18 protein-coding genes are annotated in these 19,215 nt (G+C 68.5%); 14 read left to right on the forward strand and 4 right to left on the reverse strand.

Annotated elements, in window-relative coordinates; all coding sequences use genetic code 11:
• Positions 1–9 precede the first annotated feature (9 nt).
• Complete coding sequence (locus IB228_RS06185) at positions 10–1,641, forward strand: peptide-N4-asparagine amidase (RefSeq protein WP_192197901.1); 1,632 nt, start codon at positions 10–12, stop codon at positions 1,639–1,641.
• A 174-nt stretch (positions 1,642–1,815) separates the two neighbouring features.
• Here the strand turns inward: IB228_RS06185 and IB228_RS06190 are convergent, their stop codons facing one another.
• Positions 1,816–2,085: a DUF2007 domain-containing protein gene (locus IB228_RS06190; protein ID WP_183638789.1), complete on the reverse strand. Its 270-nt coding sequence runs from the start codon at positions 2,083–2,085 to the stop codon at positions 1,816–1,818.
• 44 nt (positions 2,086–2,129) lie between these two features.
• On the reverse strand, positions 2,130–2,798 hold the full coding sequence (locus tag IB228_RS06195) for a glutathione S-transferase family protein (RefSeq protein WP_183638791.1): 669 nt from the start codon (positions 2,796–2,798) through the stop codon (positions 2,130–2,132).
• A gap of 106 nt (positions 2,799–2,904) precedes the next feature.
• Between IB228_RS06195 and IB228_RS06200 the strand changes: the two genes are divergently transcribed.
• The 6 genes from IB228_RS06200 to IB228_RS06225 all read left to right on the forward strand — a co-directional run bounded on the left by IB228_RS06200 (position 2,905) and on the right by IB228_RS06225 (position 8,451).
• Entirely contained in the window at positions 2,905–4,659 is a 1,755-nt protein-coding gene (locus IB228_RS06200; RefSeq protein WP_192197902.1) for a glutamine--tRNA ligase/YqeY domain fusion protein, read from the forward strand.
• A 2-nt stretch (positions 4,660–4,661) separates the two neighbouring features.
• Positions 4,662–5,222: a nucleoside deaminase gene (locus tag IB228_RS06205; RefSeq protein ID WP_183641167.1), complete on the forward strand. Its 561-nt coding sequence runs from the start codon at positions 4,662–4,664 to the stop codon at positions 5,220–5,222.
• A gap of 27 nt (positions 5,223–5,249) precedes the next feature.
• Positions 5,250–6,293, forward strand: coding sequence for a 23S rRNA (cytidine(2498)-2'-O)-methyltransferase RlmM (gene rlmM / locus IB228_RS06210; RefSeq protein WP_183638795.1), 1,044 nt, complete (start codon positions 5,250–5,252; stop codon positions 6,291–6,293).
• Between the two features lie 80 nt (positions 6,294–6,373).
• Positions 6,374–6,709 carry a hypothetical protein gene (locus IB228_RS06215; protein ID WP_192197903.1) on the forward strand — a complete coding sequence of 112 codons (336 nt, stop codon included), beginning with the start codon at positions 6,374–6,376 and terminating at the stop codon, positions 6,707–6,709.
• 11 nt (positions 6,710–6,720) lie between these two features.
• Entirely contained in the window at positions 6,721–7,620 is a 900-nt protein-coding gene (locus tag IB228_RS06220; protein WP_192197904.1) for an SMP-30/gluconolactonase/LRE family protein, read from the forward strand.
• A gap of 108 nt (positions 7,621–7,728) precedes the next feature.
• Positions 7,729–8,451 carry a hypothetical protein gene (locus IB228_RS06225; RefSeq protein ID WP_192197905.1) on the forward strand — a complete coding sequence of 241 codons (723 nt, stop codon included), beginning with the start codon at positions 7,729–7,731 and terminating at the stop codon, positions 8,449–8,451.
• A gap of 318 nt (positions 8,452–8,769) precedes the next feature.
• On the opposite strand, the gene IB228_RS06230 is transcribed toward IB228_RS06225, so the two are convergent.
• Both IB228_RS06230 and ubiH read right to left on the reverse strand, forming a co-directional pair.
• A complete protein-coding gene (locus IB228_RS06230) occupies positions 8,770–9,948 on the reverse strand; it encodes a UbiH/UbiF family hydroxylase (RefSeq protein WP_343205534.1) in 1,179 nt (392 codons plus the stop codon).
• Entirely contained in the window at positions 9,945–11,153 is a 1,209-nt protein-coding gene (ubiH, locus tag IB228_RS06235; protein ID WP_192197906.1) for a 2-octaprenyl-6-methoxyphenyl hydroxylase, read from the reverse strand. The genes IB228_RS06230 and ubiH overlap by 4 nt, the downstream gene beginning before the upstream one ends.
• A 110-nt stretch (positions 11,154–11,263) precedes the next feature.
• On the opposite strand from ubiH, the gene IB228_RS06240 reads away from it, so the two are divergent.
• The 7 genes from IB228_RS06240 to rsmA all read left to right on the forward strand — a co-directional run bounded on the left by IB228_RS06240 (position 11,264) and on the right by rsmA (position 19,160).
• Complete coding sequence (locus tag IB228_RS06240) at positions 11,264–11,872, forward strand: hypothetical protein (RefSeq protein WP_192197907.1); 609 nt, start codon at positions 11,264–11,266, stop codon at positions 11,870–11,872.
• A gap of 16 nt (positions 11,873–11,888) precedes the next feature.
• A complete protein-coding gene (locus IB228_RS06245) occupies positions 11,889–12,449 on the forward strand; it encodes a cob(I)yrinic acid a,c-diamide adenosyltransferase (RefSeq protein WP_141455809.1) in 561 nt (186 codons plus the stop codon).
• Between the two features lie 4 nt (positions 12,450–12,453).
• A complete protein-coding gene (locus IB228_RS06250) occupies positions 12,454–13,362 on the forward strand; it encodes a histone deacetylase family protein (RefSeq protein ID WP_183638807.1) in 909 nt (302 codons plus the stop codon).
• Positions 13,363–13,498: 136 nt separating this feature from the next.
• Positions 13,499–15,940: an LPS assembly protein LptD gene (lptD, locus tag IB228_RS06255; RefSeq protein ID WP_192197908.1), complete on the forward strand. Its 2,442-nt coding sequence runs from the start codon at positions 13,499–13,501 to the stop codon at positions 15,938–15,940.
• A complete protein-coding gene (locus IB228_RS06260; RefSeq protein WP_192197909.1) occupies positions 15,937–17,316 on the forward strand; it encodes a peptidylprolyl isomerase in 1,380 nt (459 codons plus the stop codon). Before lptD ends, IB228_RS06260 begins: the two co-directional genes overlap by 4 nt.
• A 2-nt stretch (positions 17,317–17,318) precedes the next feature.
• Positions 17,319–18,296, forward strand: coding sequence for a 4-hydroxythreonine-4-phosphate dehydrogenase PdxA (gene pdxA, locus IB228_RS06265; RefSeq protein WP_183638814.1), 978 nt, complete (start codon positions 17,319–17,321; stop codon positions 18,294–18,296).
• 66 nt (positions 18,297–18,362) lie between these two features.
• Positions 18,363–19,160: a 16S rRNA (adenine(1518)-N(6)/adenine(1519)-N(6))-dimethyltransferase RsmA gene (gene rsmA, locus IB228_RS06270; protein WP_183638816.1), complete on the forward strand. Its 798-nt coding sequence runs from the start codon at positions 18,363–18,365 to the stop codon at positions 19,158–19,160.
• The last annotated feature ends 55 nt before the right edge of the window (positions 19,161–19,215 follow it).

Consider the following 19,215-nt stretch of genomic DNA (forward strand, 5'->3'; position numbering starts at 1 on the left):
TACAAACCGATGATTTCCCGCTACGCCCTGCTCCTGTGCGCCGCCACGGCGGCTACCCCGGCGTTCGCCGCCGACACCCGTCCGCCCGCCGAATTCGGCGCCGACTGGGACGACCCGCGCACCGCCGAGCCGAAGGTGGTCCGCCCGGACATCCGCCACTGCACGGTGGAAATCGTCCGCCACGGCTTCGCCGACTTCGAGCCCTACCGTCAGGCATTCACCCCGCCGGCCGACTGTCCCGGCCCGTGGCACAAGGTGGTGCTGGACATGGAGGGCAGCGTGAAGGGCCGCCAGTACGACCGCATGGGCCAGATCAGCGTCGGCGGCGTGACCCTCCTGCGCACCAGCACGCCCGAACCGTCCCGCGAAGGCATCCGCTGGCAGGTCGAGAAGGACGTGAGCGCCTATGCGCCGTTGTTCACCCGCGAGCAGCCGGTGGTGATGGAGCTGGGCAATCTGGTCAACGAAACCTACACCGGCGTGTTCGACATCCGCGCCACGCTCACTTTCTACCCCGCCGACGCGGCGCACGCGCCGGCCGCCACCGCCGAACGGATCGTCCCGCTGGATGAGGCCCACCGCGCCGGCGCGGATCTGGTCGGCGGCTTCACCCTGCCCGCCGACACCCGCCGGCTGGTGGCCGAGGTCTATGCCAATGGTTCCGGCGGCGGTTGCGAGGAGTTCTGGTACCTGAGCGTGGCGCGCAAGGAGTATTCCTGCGCGAGCGAGCATGGTCCCTATCGCGAACTGCAGGTGCTGATCGACGGCAAGGTCGCTGGCCTGGCGGCGCCGTACCCGCACATCTACACCGGCGGCTGGTCCAATCCATTCCTGTGGTACGCGATCCCGGCGCCGCATACCTTCGACCTGCATCCGCAGCGCTTCGAACTCACGCCCTTCATCGGCCTGCTCAACGACGGCAAGCCGCACGAACTGCGGGTGCGCGTGGTCGGGCTGGCCCACGACGCGACCGGCTGGACGCTGCTGCCCCACCTGCAGATCTGGCGGGATCCGAAGGGCGTGCGGACGCGCGGCGAACTGACCTCGCACGTGCTGGGCAAGCCCGCGCGGAACGATGCCTTCAGCGAAGAGAACGGCCGCACGGTGCTGCGCGCTTCCGGCGCCGGCGAGCTGAAACTGACCGGCTGGATCGAGACCTCAGAGGGCCGGCGCGACATCGAGGTGGCCTATCGTGTCGGCATGCAGAGCCGGCACGACTGGGACAAGGACGAGAATGACGACCGCCTCAAGGCGGAATGGACCGATTCGCAGCGCATCTCGACGCAGGCTGCGGGCCAATCCGCCGTCATCGAGGAAAAAGCGCTGGCCTTCAGCCTGGACGGCGGTATCCGCACCGTGGCAGAAGCCGGCAATCCGCGTTTGACCACCGATCTGGTTATTCAGGCGGACGAAACGAACCAGCGCCGGCAGGGTGATGCGGCCGCCAGTTGGACCAAGGTGGAAAACCGCTTCGAGGGCGAGGCCGCCTATACCCAGAAAGTGCCGCGCGAACAACGCCGCGCGACCGGCCATTCCCGCCAGGATTTCCGCATGACCGACAGCGCGGGCGCCTGCCAGGCGCGCCATATCGCGACGGTCAACGGTTACTTCACCGAAGACGACACCACCTGCGTGCGCTGACGCTCCAGCAGCATGCCTCCGGATGCCTGCCTTTGCCTCCCCGTTGACCAGCCATTCGGCTGGTCAACGGGGCTGATCCTCGGTTTGTCGGGGCGTTGACCTCGCAGTACCAGCACAGGTCAAAGAAAGCAGGAGCAACCACACGGCACGCCCCCGCCACGGCCTCGCGGCCCGTCAGGCCGGCAGCGGGCTTCCTTCCGGCGAATCCGTCGCGGGCTCGTCCCCTTCCGGTGGCTTCGCCAACGGCAGCCTCGCCACCACGTCCTGCGCCTCTGGCCAGGCCGGGTCCGGCACGCAGACCCGCAACACGCCGAACAGCGGCAGTTCGCCCATGCCGCCCATCAGCGATTCGCCGAACACGAACGCCGGCAAGCCGGCGTCCTCCAGCGCGTGCTTGACCATGTGGGCATCGAAGAGGTTGTCGGCCAGGTAGACCACTCGCATCGGCACATCTCCAGCAATCGCCCGCAGGCTACACCGTCCGGGCTTTACGGCGCCTTGCGGAACGCCTCGGTGCCGGGCACGGATTCGGTCTCCTGCGCCCCCGCCTCGCGCCACTCCCGCATCGCCGGCAACGCGAACAGCGCCTGCATGTAGTCCTTCGCCACGCCGTCCACCGGCACGCCGTAGCCGTCGAAGCGAATCGCCACCGGCGCGAACATCGCGTCGACGATGCCGAAGCCGCCGCACAGGAAGTCGCCGCCCTGGCCGAAACGGGCGCGCAGCTCCGACCACAGCGCCAGCACCCTGTCGATGTCGCGCTGGGCCGCCCCGTCCCAGCGGTAGGCGTCAGGCTGGCGGCGGCTGTTCATCGGCAACTGGGTGCGCAGGCCGGCGAACCCCGAATGCATCTCGGCGGCGGCCACCCGCGCCAGCGCCCGCGCGGTTCGCTCGCGCGGCCAGCCGGCGCCGTCCAGCCAGCGTTCGTTGACGTACTCGCAGATGCCCAGCGAATCCCACAGGTGCAAATCCCCATCCCACAGGGCGGGCACCTTGCCGGTCGGTGAGTAACGCTTGACCTCGGCGAAGAACTCCGGCGTGTCCAGCGGCAGCCGGATCTCGTCGAACTCGACCCCGAACTGCCGCAGCAGCAGCCACGGCCGGAGCGACCAGGACGAGTAGTTCTTGTTGCCGATGATCAGGATGGGGCGGCTCATGCACGGGTTCCGGTGCGGAAAAGGGCGTACAGGATAGGCCCGGCGCGACGCGGGCGGGGACCGGACCGGCTAAACTCCCCGTTTGCCCCGAACCACCCTGCCCCGCATGTCCGAGACCCCCGCCCCCGCCGCCGCCACGCCGGAGAACACCGCCCCCGAGAAGCGGGACTTCATCCGCCAGATCGTGCGCGAGGACCTGTCCAGCGGCCGCCACCACGCCATCAAGACCCGGTTCCCGCCGGAACCCAACGGCTACCTGCACATCGGCCACGCCAAGGCGATCTGCCTGGACTTCGGCATCGCCGCCGAGTTCGGCGGCGTCTGCAACCTGCGCCTGGACGACACCAATCCGGCCAAGGAAGACCCCGAGTACGTCGCCGCGATCCAGGACGACGTGCGCTGGCTGGGCTTCGACTGGCACGACCTGCGCCACGCCTCGGACTACTTCGAGGTGTATTACCTGGCCGCCGAGAAACTGATTCGGCAGGGCGACGCCTTCGTCTGCGACCTGACCGCCGAACAGGTCCGCGAATACCGCGGCAGCCTGACCGAGCCCGGCCGCAATTCGCCCTGGCGCGACCGTTCCGTGGAAGAGAACCTGGACCTGTTCCGGCGCATGCGCGCGGGCGAATTCGCCGACGGTGCGCGCACCCTGCGCGCCAGGATCGACATGGCCAGCGGCAACATCAACCTGCGCGACCCGGCGCTGTACCGGATCAAGCACGTCGAGCACCAGAACACCGGCAACGCCTGGCCGATCTATCCGATGTACGACTACGCGCACTCGCTCGGCGACGCAGTGGAAGGCATCACCCACTCGCTGTGCACGCTGGAGTTCGAGGATCACCGCCCGCTGTACGACTGGTGCGTGGACAAGGTCGATCTGGCCAACCATCCGGAACTGCTGGCGCCGTTGCTGGACAAGGGCCTGCCGCGCGAAGCCGGCAAGCCGCGCCAGATCGAATTCTCGCGGCTGAACTTCAACTACCTGGTGATGAGCAAGCGCAAGCTGCTCGCGCTGGTCAACGACGGCCTGGTGGATGGCTGGGACGATCCGCGCATGCCGACCCTGCAGGGCATCCGCCGCCGTGGCTATACCCCGGCCGCGCTGCGCCTGATGGTGGATCGCGTGGGCATCAGCAAGCAGAACTCGCTGATCGACTACAGCGTGCTGGAAGGCGCGCTGCGCGACGACCTGGACGCGGCGGCGCCGCGCCGGATGGCGGTCATCGATCCGCTGAAGTTGGTCATCACCAACCTGCCGGACAGCCACGGCGAATCGCTGGTGTTCCCGAACCATCCCAAGGACGAGGGCTTCGGTTCGCGCGAAGTGCCGTTCTCCAATCAACTGTGGATCGAGCGCGAGGACTTCGCCGAAGTGCCCCCGAAAGGCTTCAAGCGGCTGATCCCCGGCGGTGAAGTGCGCCTGCGCGGCGCCGGTATCTTCCGCTGCGACGAAGTGATCAAGGACGCCGACGGCCAGGTCATCGAAATCCGCGGTGAGCTGGATCCGGAATCGCGTCCCGGCATGGTCGGCGCGGACCGCAAGATCAAGGGCACCATCCACTGGGTCAGCGCGCGCCACGCGGTGCCGGCGGAAATCCGCCTGTACGACCGCCTGTTCACCGTGGCCGACCCGGATGACGAATCCGAAGGCAAGACCTACCGCGACCACCTGAATCCGGACTCGCGCCGGACCGTGCAGGGCTACGTGGAGCCGGCCGCCGCATCTGCCGCGCCGGAACAGGCGTTCCAGTTCGAACGCATCGGCTACTTCGTTGCCGACCGCTATGACCACACCGCCGGCAATCCGGTGTTCAACCGCAGCGTGACCCTGCGCGACACCTGGGCCAAGGCATGAGCATGCTGTACGCCCAGGTCCACCTGACCCTGCCGGCATGGGTGCACGACGCTATCGACAGCGCCGCGGTGTACCCGGGCGACGAGGACAAGGTCGGCCTGGCGATCGCGCTGTCGCGCCGGAACGTGGAAGCCAACAGCGGCGGCCCGTTCGGCGCGGTGGTGTTCGGCCCGGATCACCGCGTCATCGCGGTCGGCGTGAATCGGGTGATGCCGCATACCTGCTCGCTGGCGCATGCCGAGAACATGGCCTACATGCTGGCGCAGCAGCGCCTGCAGACGCCGCGCCTGAACGAGCGGGTCGGCCCGATCACCCTGGCCACCTCCTCGCAGCCCTGCTGCCAGTGCTATGGCGCCACCGTCTGGGCCGGCATCGATCGCCTGCTGATCGGCGCGCGCGCCGAGGACGTGATGGAACTGACCGAGTTCGACGAAGGCCCGCTGCCGGCCGACTGGGTCGGTGAGTTGAACAAGCGCGGCATCGAAGTGGCGCGCGACCTGTGCCGCGACGATGCGCGTGCGGTGTTGAAGCATTACGGCGAATCCGGTGGCGACAAGTACTGACGCCGGCGTTGCTCGCGGAGCGCGGCGATGAGCGGCCTGCTCGGTTTCTGCCGCCAGGGCTTCGAGCCGGAGCTGGCCGCCGAACTGACCGAACGCGCGGCGATGGCCGGCATCGCCGGTTACGCGCGCGCGCAGCGCAATGACGGCTACGTGCTGTTCGCCAGCGACGAGGCCGACGCGCTGGACCGCGCCCTGCCGTCGCGGGATCTGGTATTCGCGCGGCAGAAACTGCGCGTGCTCGCCGAACTGCGCGGGCTGGATCCACGCGACCGCATCAGCCCGATGCTGGCCGCGCTGGAGGGCCAGCGCTTCGGCGATCTGTGGGTCGAACATCCCGATTCCGATAGTGCCAAGCCGCTGGCCGGACTGGCGCGCAGCTTCGGCAACGCGCTGCGGCCGGCGTTGCGCAAGGCCGGCGTGCTGAGCGCCCAGGACGACACGCGCCTGCCACGGCTGCACGTGGTGTTCGTGCAGGGCGATCACGCCTTTCTCGCCCGCAGCCAGCCGCGTGATGCCTCGCCCTGGCCGCTAGGCATCCCGCGCCTGAAATTGCTGCCGGACGCGCCCTCGCGCTCGGCGCTGAAGCTGGAGGAAGCGCTGCTGGTCCTGCTGGACGCGGACGAGCGCGCTCGCCTGCTGAAACCGGGCATGACCGCCGCCGATCTGGGTGCGGCGCCGGGTGGCTGGACCTGGGTGCTGACCCGCCAGCACCTGCGTGTCACCAGCGTCGACAACGGCCCGTTGCGCCAGCATGTGCTGGACACCGGCCTGGTAGAGCACCTGCGCGCGGACGGCTTCCACTGGAAGCCCGCGCAATCGCTGGACTGGATGGTCTGCGACATGGTCGAGCAGCCGCGCCGGGTCGCCGAACGGATGGCGACATGGTTCCGCGAAGGCTGGTGCCGGCATGCCATCTTCAACCTCAAGCTGCCGATGAAGAAGCGCTGGGACGAAACCCGGCTGTGCCTGGATCTGTTCGCCGAGCAGGCATCGCGGCCACTGACGGTACGTGCGCGCCAGCTCTATCACGACCGCGAAGAGATCACGGTGTTCGCTACGCGGCATTCCTGATCGACCGCACGTCCGCCACCCGCGGGTTAGTATCGGTGCCAGTTCATCAGGCACGTCCTCCTGGCGTGCGCAGGAGTCACATGGCCGCCACCTGGATCACCATCGCCGCGTCCTCGCTGCCGGAAATCATCCGGCTTGCCAGGCCCTTGTTCACCCGCACGCCCCCTATCGATACCACCCAGGTGCAGCGACTGGCGATCATCGACGAGCAGATTGCCGAGCTTCAGGCCGCCGCGACCCGCAATGCCGATTCGATCAGCCGGCTCGCCACCGACATGCAGAAGACCATCGAGGTGTTGCAGGTCGGTGCCGATCGCATGGAACACCAATTGCATCGCGCCAACCGCCTGGCCGCGATCGCCACCACGGTGGCGGCGCTGGCCTTCGCCACCGCGCTGTACGCCCTGGGCCGCTGAGGAACCCATCGATGAATCTGCGCCACTGCCTGTTCGCCGCCATCCTCGCCTCGACCGCTTCCGCCAGCGACGCCGCCGAACCCGAATACGTCGCCCGCGATTACGTCGGCGACGGCGTCTTCTCGCGGGGCATCGAAGGCCCGGCCGTCGGTCCCGATGGTCATCTCTACCTGGTCAGTTTCGGACGCGACGGCACCATCGGCCGCGTGCGCGCGCAGGCCGATGGCAGCGGCAAGGCCGAACTGTTCGTCGAACTGCCGGCCGGCAGCACCGGCAATGGCATCCGCTTCGCGCCGAACGGCGCGATGTACGTGGCCGACTACAGCGGCCACAACGTTTTGCGCATCGATGCCGAAGGCAGCGTGGAAGTGTTCGCGCACGATCCGCGCATGCACCAGCCCAACGACATCGCGCTGGCCCCGGACGGACGCCTGTACGCCAGCGACCCGGACTGGAAGAACGGCGGCGGCCAGTTGTGGCGCATCGATCGCGACGGCAGCGTCCACCTGCTGGAAACCGGCATGGGTACCACCAACGGCGTGGAGGTAAGCCCGGATGGCAAACACCTGTACGTCAACGAAAGCGTGCAGCGAAACCTGTGGGCGTACGACCTGGACGGCAGCGGCAACGTCTCCAACAAGCGCCTGCTGATGAGCTTCCCGGATCATGGCCTGGACGGCATGCGCACCGACGTGGACGGCAATCTCCATATCGCCCGCTACGGCGCTCGCACGGTGGCCGTGGTCTCGCCGGAGGGCCGCCTGCTGCGCGAAGTGCGACTGAAGGGCGAGAAGCCCACCAACGTCGCCTTCGGCGGCGAGGACGGCCGCACCGTCTACGTGACCCTGCAGGACCGCGGCGCGGTCGAGGTGTTCCGGAGCGCGCGGCCCGGGCGTGAACACGGGCGCTGACCTGCCGAAGCGGGAGCCGGATTCGGGTTCTGTGAGCGCCGCCGCATGGGGTCTCAGGCGGTGACATGCCCGCATGGCAAGATGCTTCCCTGACCCGGAGCCCCTCCCATGCTGCCCATCGAACTGAAGGATCCCGCCGCGTTCGGCAACGAATTCCTGCGCCTGACCCTGCTGCAGGGATTCCAGTCGCTGACCAAGCGGGACCTGGAACTGCTGATCTTCGTGCTGCTGGAACGCGACGGCGCCATCGATCGCGCGGAGTCCAATTTCATCGTCGCCGGCAAGCTGCGGGTCACCCCGGCCAAGGTGAAGGCGCTGCGCCGCGATGGCTATGCGCGCTGGCGGGCGCTGGTGCCGGAGGAGCGCGAGGCGGCGCTGCAACGCATCGTCGCCACCGTGCTGACCGAGGCCAACCTGCGCGCCGGCGCGAAGCACGTCAGCGAGCGCAGTCGCAAGGACGGTTTCCTGGCCGTGCGCATCGAGCATCCGGATGACCAGCAGCAGTTCGAGCAGGCGATCCTGGATGTCGGCGCGTTGCCGGTCTACGAACGCAACCGCGAAGTGGTGGCGGTGCGTTTCGACACCCTGCTGGCGATCGCCGAGCGCTGGGGTTTCCTGCAGACCGATCCGGCGCACATTCGCAGCGAGTTGAAGAAGCTGGCGCCCGCGTCGGAGGAAGTCGCCGAACTGCTGAAGAAGGATGTCGGCAAGCTGCGTTGGCAGGATGCCCGCAATGCCCTCAACAGCCTGGGCGCGGACGCCATCGCCAGCACCGCCGAAGGCGGCCTGAAGGCGCTGCTCAAGCTTGTTTTCCCGTTCCTGCCGGGGTGATTGGCAGAGCCGGGCGCCGGGCAAGTCCACTTGTAGCGCCGAGCTTGCTCGGCGGCCGCGGCGCTCAACCGCGAGAGCAGCGGAGTGAGCACGACTCTGCCCGCAGCGCCGAGCTTGCGTTGGAGCGCCCCCCCTCCCCCGCACGCGGGGGAGGGAGCCGTTTGCGTGTTGCGCTCGTTTCCTCGCGGGTGTCGCCCCTTCCCCCGCCTGCGGGGGAAGGTTGGGATGGGGGCAATCCTGTCATCGCGCGGAAACGACACGCCGCACTTGCGTTGGGGCGCCTCCAAGAAGAGCAGCGGAGCGAGCTCCGCTCTACGATTACAGGCCGGAGGCGCGGCGCCAGAACAGATTGGCCAGCGGTGGCAGGCGGCCGGCCAGGCCCAGCAGCGGTCCGCGCAGCAGGGTCAGGTGCATCTCGTCGTTGGAGAACAGGCGGTTGATGCCGTCGAAGGCATAGGCGGCGGTCGTGCTTTCGCTGCGGCGTTGGCGTGCCCAGCGTGCAAGACGGTGCGGGGCGCTCCAGTCGACCCTGCGTGACTGGGCATCGCGGACCAGCGCATGCAGCCCGGCCACGTCGCGCAGGCCGAGGTTGACGCCCTGCCCCGCCAACGGATGCACCACGTGCGCGGCATCGCCCACCAGCAGGATCCGTCCCGACACGTAGTGCTGCGCCAGTTGCCGGCGCAGCGGGAATGCAGCCCGCGCGGAGACCGGCCGTGCCTCGCCGAGGCGGGCCGCCGATGCCTGGGTGAGTTCGCGCGCGAACGCCTGGTCGTCCAGCGCGAGCACGCGCAAGGCTTCGGCTTCCGGAAGTGTCCAGACGATCGAACTGCGGCCTTCGGTGAACGGCAGCAACGCCAGCGGACCGGTGGTCAGGAAACGCTGCCATGCCGTGTCTTCGTGCGGTCGTTCTGTCTGGATGTAGGCGACCACGCCGCGCTGGGCATAGTCGTGCTGCGACACTGCCACGCCGGCCGCCTCGCGCAGGCTGGAATCGGCGCCGTCGGCGGCGATCGCCAGGCGCGCATCCAGGCGGGTGCCGTCCTCCAGCTTCAAGCGCACGCCCGCATCGTCCTGTTCGACCTCCTGCACGCGCGCCGGGCAATGCAGGCGCACGCCGGCCGCCGGCAGCGCCGCCCACAGGCGATCGACCAGCAGGGCGTTCTCCAGGATCCAGCCCAGTTGCGCATGGCCGAGCGTGTCGGCGTCGAACACCATGTCGCCACCGCCGGCCGCGTCCCAGACGCACATGCGCCGATAGGGTTGCACGCGCGCCTCGCGGATCGCACGCCACACGCCCAGCGTCTCCAGCAGCGCGGCGTTGTCCGGCGCGAAGGCATAGACGCGCAGGTCCGGTGCGTCCGGCGACCAGCGCGTCGGTTCGCGCCCTTCGATCAGCGCCACTTCCAGGCCCGCTTCGGCCAGTGCCAGCGCACAGGCCGCGCCGACCACGCCGCCGCCGACGATGACCGCGTCCATCTGTCCGCGCCTGCTCACGCCGCCACCTCGCGGCACAGCGCCGGTACATCACCACGGAAGCCCATTGCGCCGCCGACCAGATAGGCCTGCAGCGTTGGCGACACGTCCACGGCCGCCAGGCCCAGGCTGCGCAGCGGCCGCAGCAGCGGTGCCGGATTGGCGGTCAGCCGGGCCAGCCCGTCGGAGAATGCCAGGGTGCGCTGGCGATCCTCGGCGCGTCGGTCGGCGTAGGTCCGCAGCAAGCTGTCGGCACCCGGATCTCCGCCCTGCCCGATCAGCTCGGCCAGGGTCAGCGCATCGCGCAGGCCCAGATTGAATCCCTGCGCGCCAATCGGATGGAGGGTCTGCGCGGCATTGCCCACCAGCACCGCGCGCGGCGCGGTGAGGCGTTCGGCCACCACGCGGGCAATCGGATACGCGCTGCGTTCGCCGCTGGCCAGAAAGCGTCCGATCCGCCAGCCGAACGCCTGCTGCAGGCGCCCCAGCCAGGCGGCTTCGTCCAATCCCGCGACGTTGGCCGCCTGTTCCGAAGGCACGCCGTGGATCGCGCCGAAGTGGCGATCACCGCGCGGCAACAACGCGGTCGGGCCGGTCGCGGTGAAGCGTTCGTAGGCGGTGCCGTCCGGTGCGTGTTCGGCGCGCACGCGGGCGACGAACAGGGTCTGCGCGTAATCGTGTTCCTGCGCGCCGATGCCCAGCGCATCGCGCAATTGGCTACGGGTGCCATCGGCGGCCACCAGCAGGCGCGCGTCCAGTATCTGCTCGCCGGCTTCACCCGCCAGCCGCAGCCGACGGCCCCCTTCGCCGCCTTCCTCCAGGGCCACGAAGCGCGCGGGGCGGTAGCGGGTGACATGGTCCAGCTCGCGCAGCCGCGCTTCCAGCGCCTCGCCGAAATCGCGCGCCACCACCACCTGGCCGAAGCTGTCGCGGCCGTAATCCGTGGCCTCCAGGCGCACCCGCCCGAAATCGCCCTGGCGGCTGATGTGGATGCGGCGGATCGGTCCGGGCGCGGCCCGCAGTTTCCGCATCACGCCCAGCGCGGTGAGCGCGTTGACCGTGGCGGCGGCGAAACTCAGGTTGCGCTGGTCGAACACCGCCGGCATCGTCGTGCCCGGCGTCGCCTCCACCAGGCCCACGTCGATGCCCAGGCGGTCCAGGGCGATGGCCAGGCTGGCGCCGACCAGGCCACCTCCCACGATTACCACGTCATGCCGTTGCGTCATGCCGACATGATACCGGCTTGGCCGGCACGGACCGGTGACCACGCGCCCACCGGCCCGGTGCGCGCCGCGGTCCGCTAGAATGGTCCGCTGAGCCTCCGGAATCCGTCTGCATGAACACGAACTCCCAACGCGCCGCCGTCCTCGTCCTGCTGGCCCTGCTGATGACGGCCACCCGCCTGCACCTGCCGGCCACGCTGACCCACTTCGGCCCGGTGCCGGATGCTTCCTGGGCGGTGTTCTTCCTTGGCGGCTTCTACCTGCGCGGCTGGACCCGCTGGGCGTTCCCGCTGCTGATGGTGCTGGCCGTCGCCGTGGACTACGTGGTGATCAGCGGCCAGGGCATGAACTTCTGGGCGCACTACTGCACCTCGGCGGCGTACTGGTTCCTGGTCCCGGCCTATTTCGCCCTGTGGGCGGGCGGCCTGCTGGTCCGTCGTTTCCATGCCAGCCATGGCGGCCAGCATGGCCGCGTGCTGGCGGTGACCGTGGCCAGCCTGTTCGCCTCGGTGGTGGTCTGCCACCTGCTGAGCCAGGGCAGCTTCTACTGGCTGTCCAGCGACGTCGTGCCCAATCCCACCGTCGCCGGCTGGTGGAAGAACTACAGCGACTGGTTCGTCCCCTACCTGCGCGTGGCGGCCATCTACGTCGGCCTGGCCGTGATCGCCCACGTCGGCGTGGAGCAGTTGGCGCGCCTGGGTCACCAGCAGGCATCGCGCTGAGCGGAGGGATACCGCGATGGGCAACCGTCTTTCCAAGATCTACACGCGCACCGGCGACGATGGCACCACCGGACTCGGTGACGGCAGCCGGGTCGGCAAGGATTCGGCGCGGGTCAACGCCTACGGCACGGTCGACGAGGCCAACTCGGCCATCGGCGTGATTCTCGCCGCGCCCAATGTCCCCGAGGACGTCGCCGCGCTGTTGACGGTAGTACAGCACCAGATGTTCGACCTGGGCGGCGAACTGTGCATTCCCGGCCACGCCGCCATCACCGGCGAGGACGTGGACGCGCTGGAAGCGCGCCTGGATCACTACAACGAAGCGCTGCCACCGTTGAAGGATTTCATCCTGCCGGCGGGTGGCGAGGCCGCCGCGCGCTGCCACCTGGCCCGCACCATCGTGCGCCGGGCCGAACGCGAGACCGTCACCCTGGCCCGCCACGATGCGGTGCGACCGGAAGCCATCCGCTACCTCAACCGGCTGTCGGATCTGCTGTTCGTGCTGGCGCGGGTGCTGGCCCGCGCGGACGGCCACGGCGAAGTGCTCTGGAACCACGAGCGGCGGCGTCCCACCTGACGCCGTGATCATCTATACCCATCCCGCCTGCCTGTCGCACGACCCCGGTCCCGAACATCCGGAGCGGCCGGCACGGTTGGAGGTGGTGCTGGAGGTGCTGCGCCGCGCGCATGGCGACCTCGAGTGGCGCGAAGCGCCGCTGGCCAAACTGGGCGATCTGCGCCGCGTGCACGACGAGACGCTGCTGAAGGACGTGCTCGACACCGATTTCGAAGGCCACCGCATGCTGGACCCGGACACGGTGATGGTCCCGGCCTCGCGCGCGGCCGCGCTGCGTGCCGCCGGCGCCGGCATCGCCGCGGTCGACGCGGTCATGCACGGGGAAGCCGGCACCGCCTTCTGCGCGGTGCGCCCCCCTGGCCATCACGCCACTTCCGGCACGGCGATGGGTTTCTGCCTGTTCAACAACATCGCCGTGGCCGCCGCCCACGCGCTGGAGAAACACGGCCTGGAGCGGGTCGCGATCGTCGATTTCGACGTGCACCATGGCAATGGCACCCAGGCGATCTTCTACGACGATCCCCGGGTGGCCTACTTCAGTACCCACGAATCGGGCCTGTTCCCCTACAGCGGCGCGCCCTACGAGCGCGGCGCGGGCAATGTGTTCAACGCCCTGCTCCCGCCGGGCAGCGGCGGCTTCCGCTTCCAGAACACCTGGGCTGACCAGTTGCTGCCGGCGCTGGAGGAATTCCGCCCGCAATTGCTGTTGATCTCCGCCGGCTTCGACGCCCACATGCGCGACCCGCTGGCCGACCTGATGCTGGAAACCGAGGATTTTGGCTGGCTGACCCGGGAACTGCGCCGGATCGCCCGCCGCCACGCCGACGGGCGGATGGTTTCGATGCTGGAGGGTGGCTACGACCTGGAGGCACTGAAAGAGTGCGCCGCCGCCCATGTCGACGAACTGCGCTGAGCGTACCCGCTGGCGACGCCTTCGGGCTGCATGAACCAGACCCGAAACCGGCCGGGGGTATTCATTGCCGCCATGCCGGCGATCCGGCAAGCTAACCGCCGTTTCTGAACCGAACCATCCCGGAGCCCGGTACCGCGTGCGTCCAGTCCTTCGCCTGCTGCCCCTGCCGTTCAGTATCGCCCTGTGCCTGCCGGCGCTGGCGGACGAGAAGCCCGAGAGCTGGGCGCTGTGTCCGATCCAGGATCCCGTCCCGGCCTTCGCCGGCGTACCCCAGCCCGCCGCGGGCGCCAACACCGAGCAGGCCCGGGCCGCGCGCGCGAACCAGGACACCCACATCGAGGGCAACCAGCTCGGTGGCACCGAACAGAACCTGGAGTACAAGGGCGACGTCGCCCTGGTCCGCGGCGACCAGTTCCTGGGCGCGGACAACCTGACCTACGATCAGGAAAGCGACACCTATTCCGCCGATGGCCACGTGCGCTACCAGGACGCCGGCATCCGCCTGGTCGCCGAAAGCGCGCGCGGCGATCAGAACGCCGACCGCCACCAGATCGACAACCTGCAGTACCAGCTGGTGTCGCGACGCGGCAACGGCGGCGCCGATCGCATCGACATGAAGGGGCCGGAAGGCAGCCTGCTGCATTCCACCTACTCGACCTGCGATCCCTCCGATCGACGCTGGGAACTGCGTTCGCGGCGCATCGACGTGAACACCGAAACCGGTTGGGGCGTGGCCCACGGCGCGACCGTGCGGCTTGGCCATGTGCCGGTGCTGTACATGCCGTGGTTCAAGTTCCCGATCGACGACCAGCGCCACACCGGCCTGCTGTACCCGGCGCTGAGCCATTCCGGGCGCAACGGCTTCGACTACCGCCAGCCGATCTACCTGAACCTGGCACCGAATTACGACGCCACCTTGAATCCGCGCTACATGAGCGAGCGCGGTTTCGCCCTCGGGGCCGAGTTCCGCTACCTGTACAGGGGCGGTGCCGGCAAGCTGGAGGGCAATTACATGCATCGCGACGATCTGCTGGAGACGCGCTCCCACGAGCCGGAATTCGTGCCCGAGCGCAACCCGGATCCGGACGACAGCCGCGGCTTGTTCCGCTTCAACGGCTACCACAATCTCGGCAAGCACTGGCAGGCGCGCGCCAACCTGGTCTGGATCAGCGATTCCCGCTACGTCGAGGACTTCGCCAACAACCTCGGCGGCCTGACCGCCAGCACACTCACCAGTACCGCCGGCCTGTACGGCGTGGGTCAGTTCTGGAACGGTGGCATCATGGCCGATGCCTGGCAGTTGTCGGATTTCAACCTGACCAAGGCTTCGCTGCCGTACAACCGTTTGCCGCGCGCCTATTTCAACTACGAGCGTCCACTGGGCCAGTGGCTCAATATCGGCCTGCGCAGCGAGGCCGTGCGCTTCCAGCACGATTTGCATGACGGCGGAACCCGACTGGATTTGAAGCCGACCGTCGGCTTGAACTTCGAGGGACCGTCCTGGTACATCCGTCCCACCCTGGCCTGGCGCTATACCGACTATCGCCTGGATCCCGGCCTGGCCCGCAGCATTGCGGTCACCCGCGCGGCGCGCGCGCTGGGCGTGCCTGCCGGCAGCGTCACCGACGCAATGATGCGGCCGTACTACGATGAATCACCCAACCGCAGCCTGCCCATCGGCTCGGTGGACATGGGCCTGTTCTTCGACCGCGAAACCGAGATCAAGGGAAGCCGCTTCCTGCAGACGCTGGAACCGCGGCTGTTCTACCTCAACGTGCCGTATCGCGAGCAGGATGGCATCCCGCTGTTCGACACCCGCCCCTTCACCTTCAGCTGGGGCCAGATGTTCCGTGACAACCGTTATTCGGGTCCGGATCGCCAGTCGGACGCCAACCAATTGACGATGGCATTGACCACCCGTTTCCTTCGTCAGTCCGATGGGTTCGAACGGGCGTCCATGAGCCTCGGCCAGATCCGGTATTTCGAGGACAGCCAAGTTACCCTATCCCCCTCCGAGGCCCCGTTGCTGAAGGGCAAATCGGCCTGGATTGCCGATGCCAACTACGCCCCCACCGATCGCTGGACCATCGGCGCCTCCTACCAGTGGGATCCGAAGTTCCGTCGGGAAGATCTGGCCAGCCTGCGCGCGCGCTACCTGATCGGCGACGACGGCGTGGTCAACCTGACCTACCGCCATCGCCGGGACCTGCTGGAACAGGGCGACTTCTCGTTCCTGTACCCGATCAGCCCGTCCTGGAGCATCGTCGGCCGCTATTACCACTCGTTCATGGAAAACAAGCTGCTGGAAGGCATCGCCGGCGTCCAGTGGGATAGCTGCTGCCTGGCGGTCCGCGCGGTGGTGCGCCGTTACGTGCGCAACCGCGAGGGGGAAATGAACAATTCCATCCAGGTCGAATTCGTCCTCAAGGGCCTCGGCTCAGCCGGCCAGGACACGGAGCGCACCCTGCGCCGTGGTATCCTCGGCTATTACCGAGACGACCTCTATCTCGTCCCGCCGAGCAATACCGCGCCGGATCCGGACGACGACAACCGCTACGCTCCGGATATGCTGCCATGACCATCAAGTTGTACCGCCCCCTCGCCGCCGTCCTGCTGGCCGCCGCCTGCGTGCTCCCGCTGTCGGCCCAGACGCTCCAGCCGCTGGACCGGATCGCCGCGATCGTCGACGAGGACGTCATCCTGCAGAGCGAGCTGGACCGCGCGGTCGCCAACGTGGTCAACCAGTACGCCAACCAGCCCGGCCAGTTGCCGCCGCGGGAAGTGCTGGAGCGCCAGGTCATGGAACGCCTGATCCTGATGAAGCTGCAGGTGGCACGCGCCAATGGCAGCGGCATCCAGGTCGGCGATCAGGAAATCAATGGCGCGGTCGCCGCAGTCGCCCAGCAGAACGGCATGACCGTCGACGCCCTGCGCGCGCGCCTGGCCCAGGACGGCATGTCCTTCAACGACTTCCGCAACTCGCTGCGTGACGAAATCACCGTCCAGCGTCTGCGCCAGAGCTTCGCCCAGAGCAAGATCCAGGTCAGCGAGGGTGAAGTGGACGCCGCCCTGGCGATGCAGGCCAGCTCCGGCCAGCAATACCACCTGGCGCACATCCTGGTCGCGCTGCCGGATGGCGCCACCGCCGAGCAGATCACCACGGGCCAGCAGAAGATCGATGGCATCAAGGCATTGCTGGACAAGGGCGAGATGGACTTCAACGCCGCGGCCGTGCGCTATTCCGACAGCCCCAACGCGCTGGATGGCGGCGATCTGGGCTGGCGCAGCATGGACGAAATCCCGACCGCATTCGTGGAAATGCTCAAGACGATGACGGCCGGCCAGGTCGTCGGCCCGCTGCGCGGCGCCAGCGGCTTCCAGTTGCTCAAGCTGGTGGAGACCCGCGACGCCTCGCAGGCGGAAAAGCGCACCGTCACCGAATACCACGCCCGCCACATCCTCGTGCGCATCACAGAGGCCCAGGACGCCGCCGCGGCCAAGGCCAAGATCGACACCCTGCGTGCCCGCATCGCCGGTGGCGCGGATTTCGCCACCGTCGCCAAGGAATCCTCCGAGGATCCCAACAGCCGTGGTGAAGGTGGCGATCTGGGCTGGTTCCCCGGCGATGCCTTCGGTCCCGCGTTCGGCGAGCAGGTGGCCGGTGTCGGCGACGGACAGGTCACCGAGCCGTTCCGCACCGATGCGGGCTGGCACATCGTGCAGCGCGTGGAAGCGCGCCAGAGCGACGTCACCGATGCAAACCAGCGTGCCCAGGTCCGCGAGACCATCGGCCGCCGCAAGCTGGAAGACGAATACAACCGATTCCTGCAGGAAATGCGCGGCGAAGCCTACGTGAACATCCGTACCGGCGCTCAGGCCCAGACCGACGGCACGCCGGCCAATGCGCCGGCGGCGGCACCGGCTGAAACGCCCGCGCCCGCTCCCGGCGGCTGAGCATGCTGCCCCGCCTGGCGCTGGTCCCGGGTGAGCCGGCCGGCATCGGGCCCGAACTCTGCGTCAGGCTTGCCCAGCAGCCACGCCGGGATTGCCGGCTGGTGGCGTTTGCCGACCCGGGCGTGATGCAGGCGGCCGCGGCCGCGCTGGATCTGCCACTGCGGCTGCTCGACGAACAGCAGGAAGCCCGCGCATCGGGTGAGCTGTGCCTGCGGCCGCTGGCCAATCCCGCCCCGACCCGGTTCGGCCAACCCGATCCCCGCAACGCCGCCACCGTCATCGCCGCCCTGGCCCAGGCTTCCGACGCCTGCCTGAGCGGTGAATTCGATGGAGTGGTCACCGGCCCGGTACACAAGGCCGCGATCAACGCCGGCGGCATCGCCTACACCGGTACTACCGAACTGCTGGCCGCGCGCGCTGGCCGCGAGGTGGTGATGATGCTGGCCAACGACATCGTCCGGGTCGCCCTGGCGACCACCCACCTGCCCCTGCGACAGGTGCCCGACGCCATCACCACCGACGCGCTGACCTCCGTGCTGCGTATCACCCACGCTGCGATGCGCGACGATTTCGGCATCGGCGATCCGGTGATCGCGGTGCTTGGCCTCAATCCGCATGCGGGCGAAGCCGGCCATCTCGGCCACGAGGAAATCGAAGTCATCGAGCCGGTGATGGCCGCGCTGCGCGGGGAAGGCATGCGCCTGATCGGACCGCTGCCGGCGGATACCGCGTTCCTGCCGCAGAAGCTCGCCGGCTTCGATGCGGTGCTGGCGATGTATCACGACCAGGGCCTGCCGGTGCTCAAATACAGCGGCTTCGAGCAGGCGGTGAACCTCACCCTGGGCCTGCCGTATCCGCGCGTCGCGGTCGATCACGGCACCGCGCTGGACCTGGCCGGCAAGGGCATTGCCGATCCGTCCAGCCTGTTCGCCGCGGTACAGACCTGCGCCCGCATCGCCACCCTGAAATCCGCAAGCTAGCAAACGCATACCCTGCTTCCTGCCCGCTCGAATCCCCAATCCCCAATCTCCAATCCCTACCTCGCCATGCCCCCCTTCAAGGCGCCACCCAAGAAATCGCTGGGCCAGCACTTCCTCACCGACCGCAGCTACATCGAGCGGATCGTGCTGGCTGTCGATCCCAAGCCGGGCGACAGGCTGGTCGAAATCGGCCCCGGCCAGGGCGCCATCACCCTGCCGCTGCTGCGCCGGCACGGCGAACTGACCGCGATCGAGTTCGATCGCGATCTGATCACCCCGCTGATGGAAGCATCCGAAGGCGTCGGCCGCCTCACCATCATCCACAAGGACGTGCTGGCGGTGGACTTCGGCAAGTTGGCCGGTGACGATCGCCTGCGCCTGGTCGGCAACCTGCCCTACAACCTGTCCTCGCCGATCCTGTTCCATGCGCTCGAACACGCCGCGTCGATCCGCGACATGGTCTTCATGCTGCAGAAGGAAGTGGTGGATCGCATGGCCGCCGGTCCCGGCAGCAAGGTCTATGGCCGCCTGAGCGTGATGCTGCAGGCGTACTGCACGGTGACGCCGTTGTTCGTGGTTCCCCCCGGGGCGTTCCGGCCGCCGCCGAAGGTGGATTCGGCGGTCGTGCGGATGGTGCCCCGCCCGCCCGCCGAGATTGGCGTCGCGGATCCGCAGCGCTTCACCGAAATCGTGCGCGCCGCATTCGGCCAGCGCCGCAAGACCCTGCGCAACGCCCTGGGCGGGGTCTGCGACGGGGCCGCGATCGAAGCCGCAGGAATCAGTCCCGACGCGCGCGCCGAACAGGTGGAAGTGGCCGCCTTCATCCGCCTGGCCAACCAGGCACCGGTGGCGCCAGCGGCCTGACCGTTCCGGCGCCCGCGCGGCGTTTCCCGTTTCACGCCGCAATGCATACACTGTC

The sequence above is a fragment of the Pseudoxanthomonas sp. PXM04 genome (assembly GCF_014851695.1).
Lineage (GTDB): Bacteria > Pseudomonadota > Gammaproteobacteria > Xanthomonadales > Xanthomonadaceae > Pseudoxanthomonas_A > Pseudoxanthomonas_A beigongshangi.

Excerpts from the sequence above, each read along its gene's own strand:
- IB228_RS06185 (WP_192197901.1), top strand. The coding sequence starts at position 10 with ATGATTTCCCGCTACGCCCTGCTCCTGTGCGCCGCCACGGCGGCTACC.
- IB228_RS06190 (WP_183638789.1), bottom strand. The coding sequence starts at position 2,085 with ATGCGAGTGGTCTACCTGGCCGACAACCTCTTCGATGCCCACATGGTC.
- IB228_RS06195 (WP_183638791.1), bottom strand. The coding sequence starts at position 2,798 with ATGAGCCGCCCCATCCTGATCATCGGCAACAAGAACTACTCGTCCTGG.
- IB228_RS06200 (WP_192197902.1), top strand. The coding sequence starts at position 2,905 with ATGTCCGAGACCCCCGCCCCCGCCGCCGCCACGCCGGAGAACACCGCC.
- IB228_RS06205 (WP_183641167.1), top strand. The coding sequence starts at position 4,662 with ATGCTGTACGCCCAGGTCCACCTGACCCTGCCGGCATGGGTGCACGAC.
- rlmM (WP_183638795.1), top strand. The coding sequence starts at position 5,250 with ATGAGCGGCCTGCTCGGTTTCTGCCGCCAGGGCTTCGAGCCGGAGCTG.
- IB228_RS06215 (WP_192197903.1), top strand. The coding sequence starts at position 6,374 with ATGGCCGCCACCTGGATCACCATCGCCGCGTCCTCGCTGCCGGAAATC.
- IB228_RS06220 (WP_192197904.1), top strand. The coding sequence starts at position 6,721 with ATGAATCTGCGCCACTGCCTGTTCGCCGCCATCCTCGCCTCGACCGCT.
- IB228_RS06225 (WP_192197905.1), top strand. The coding sequence starts at position 7,729 with ATGCTGCCCATCGAACTGAAGGATCCCGCCGCGTTCGGCAACGAATTC.
- ubiH (WP_192197906.1), bottom strand. The coding sequence starts at position 11,153 with ATGACGCAACGGCATGACGTGGTAATCGTGGGAGGTGGCCTGGTCGGC.
- IB228_RS06240 (WP_192197907.1), top strand. The coding sequence starts at position 11,264 with ATGAACACGAACTCCCAACGCGCCGCCGTCCTCGTCCTGCTGGCCCTG.
- IB228_RS06245 (WP_141455809.1), top strand. The coding sequence starts at position 11,889 with ATGGGCAACCGTCTTTCCAAGATCTACACGCGCACCGGCGACGATGGC.
- IB228_RS06260 (WP_192197909.1), top strand. The coding sequence starts at position 15,937 with ATGACCATCAAGTTGTACCGCCCCCTCGCCGCCGTCCTGCTGGCCGCC.
- pdxA (WP_183638814.1), top strand. The coding sequence starts at position 17,319 with ATGCTGCCCCGCCTGGCGCTGGTCCCGGGTGAGCCGGCCGGCATCGGG.
- rsmA (WP_183638816.1), top strand. The coding sequence starts at position 18,363 with ATGCCCCCCTTCAAGGCGCCACCCAAGAAATCGCTGGGCCAGCACTTC.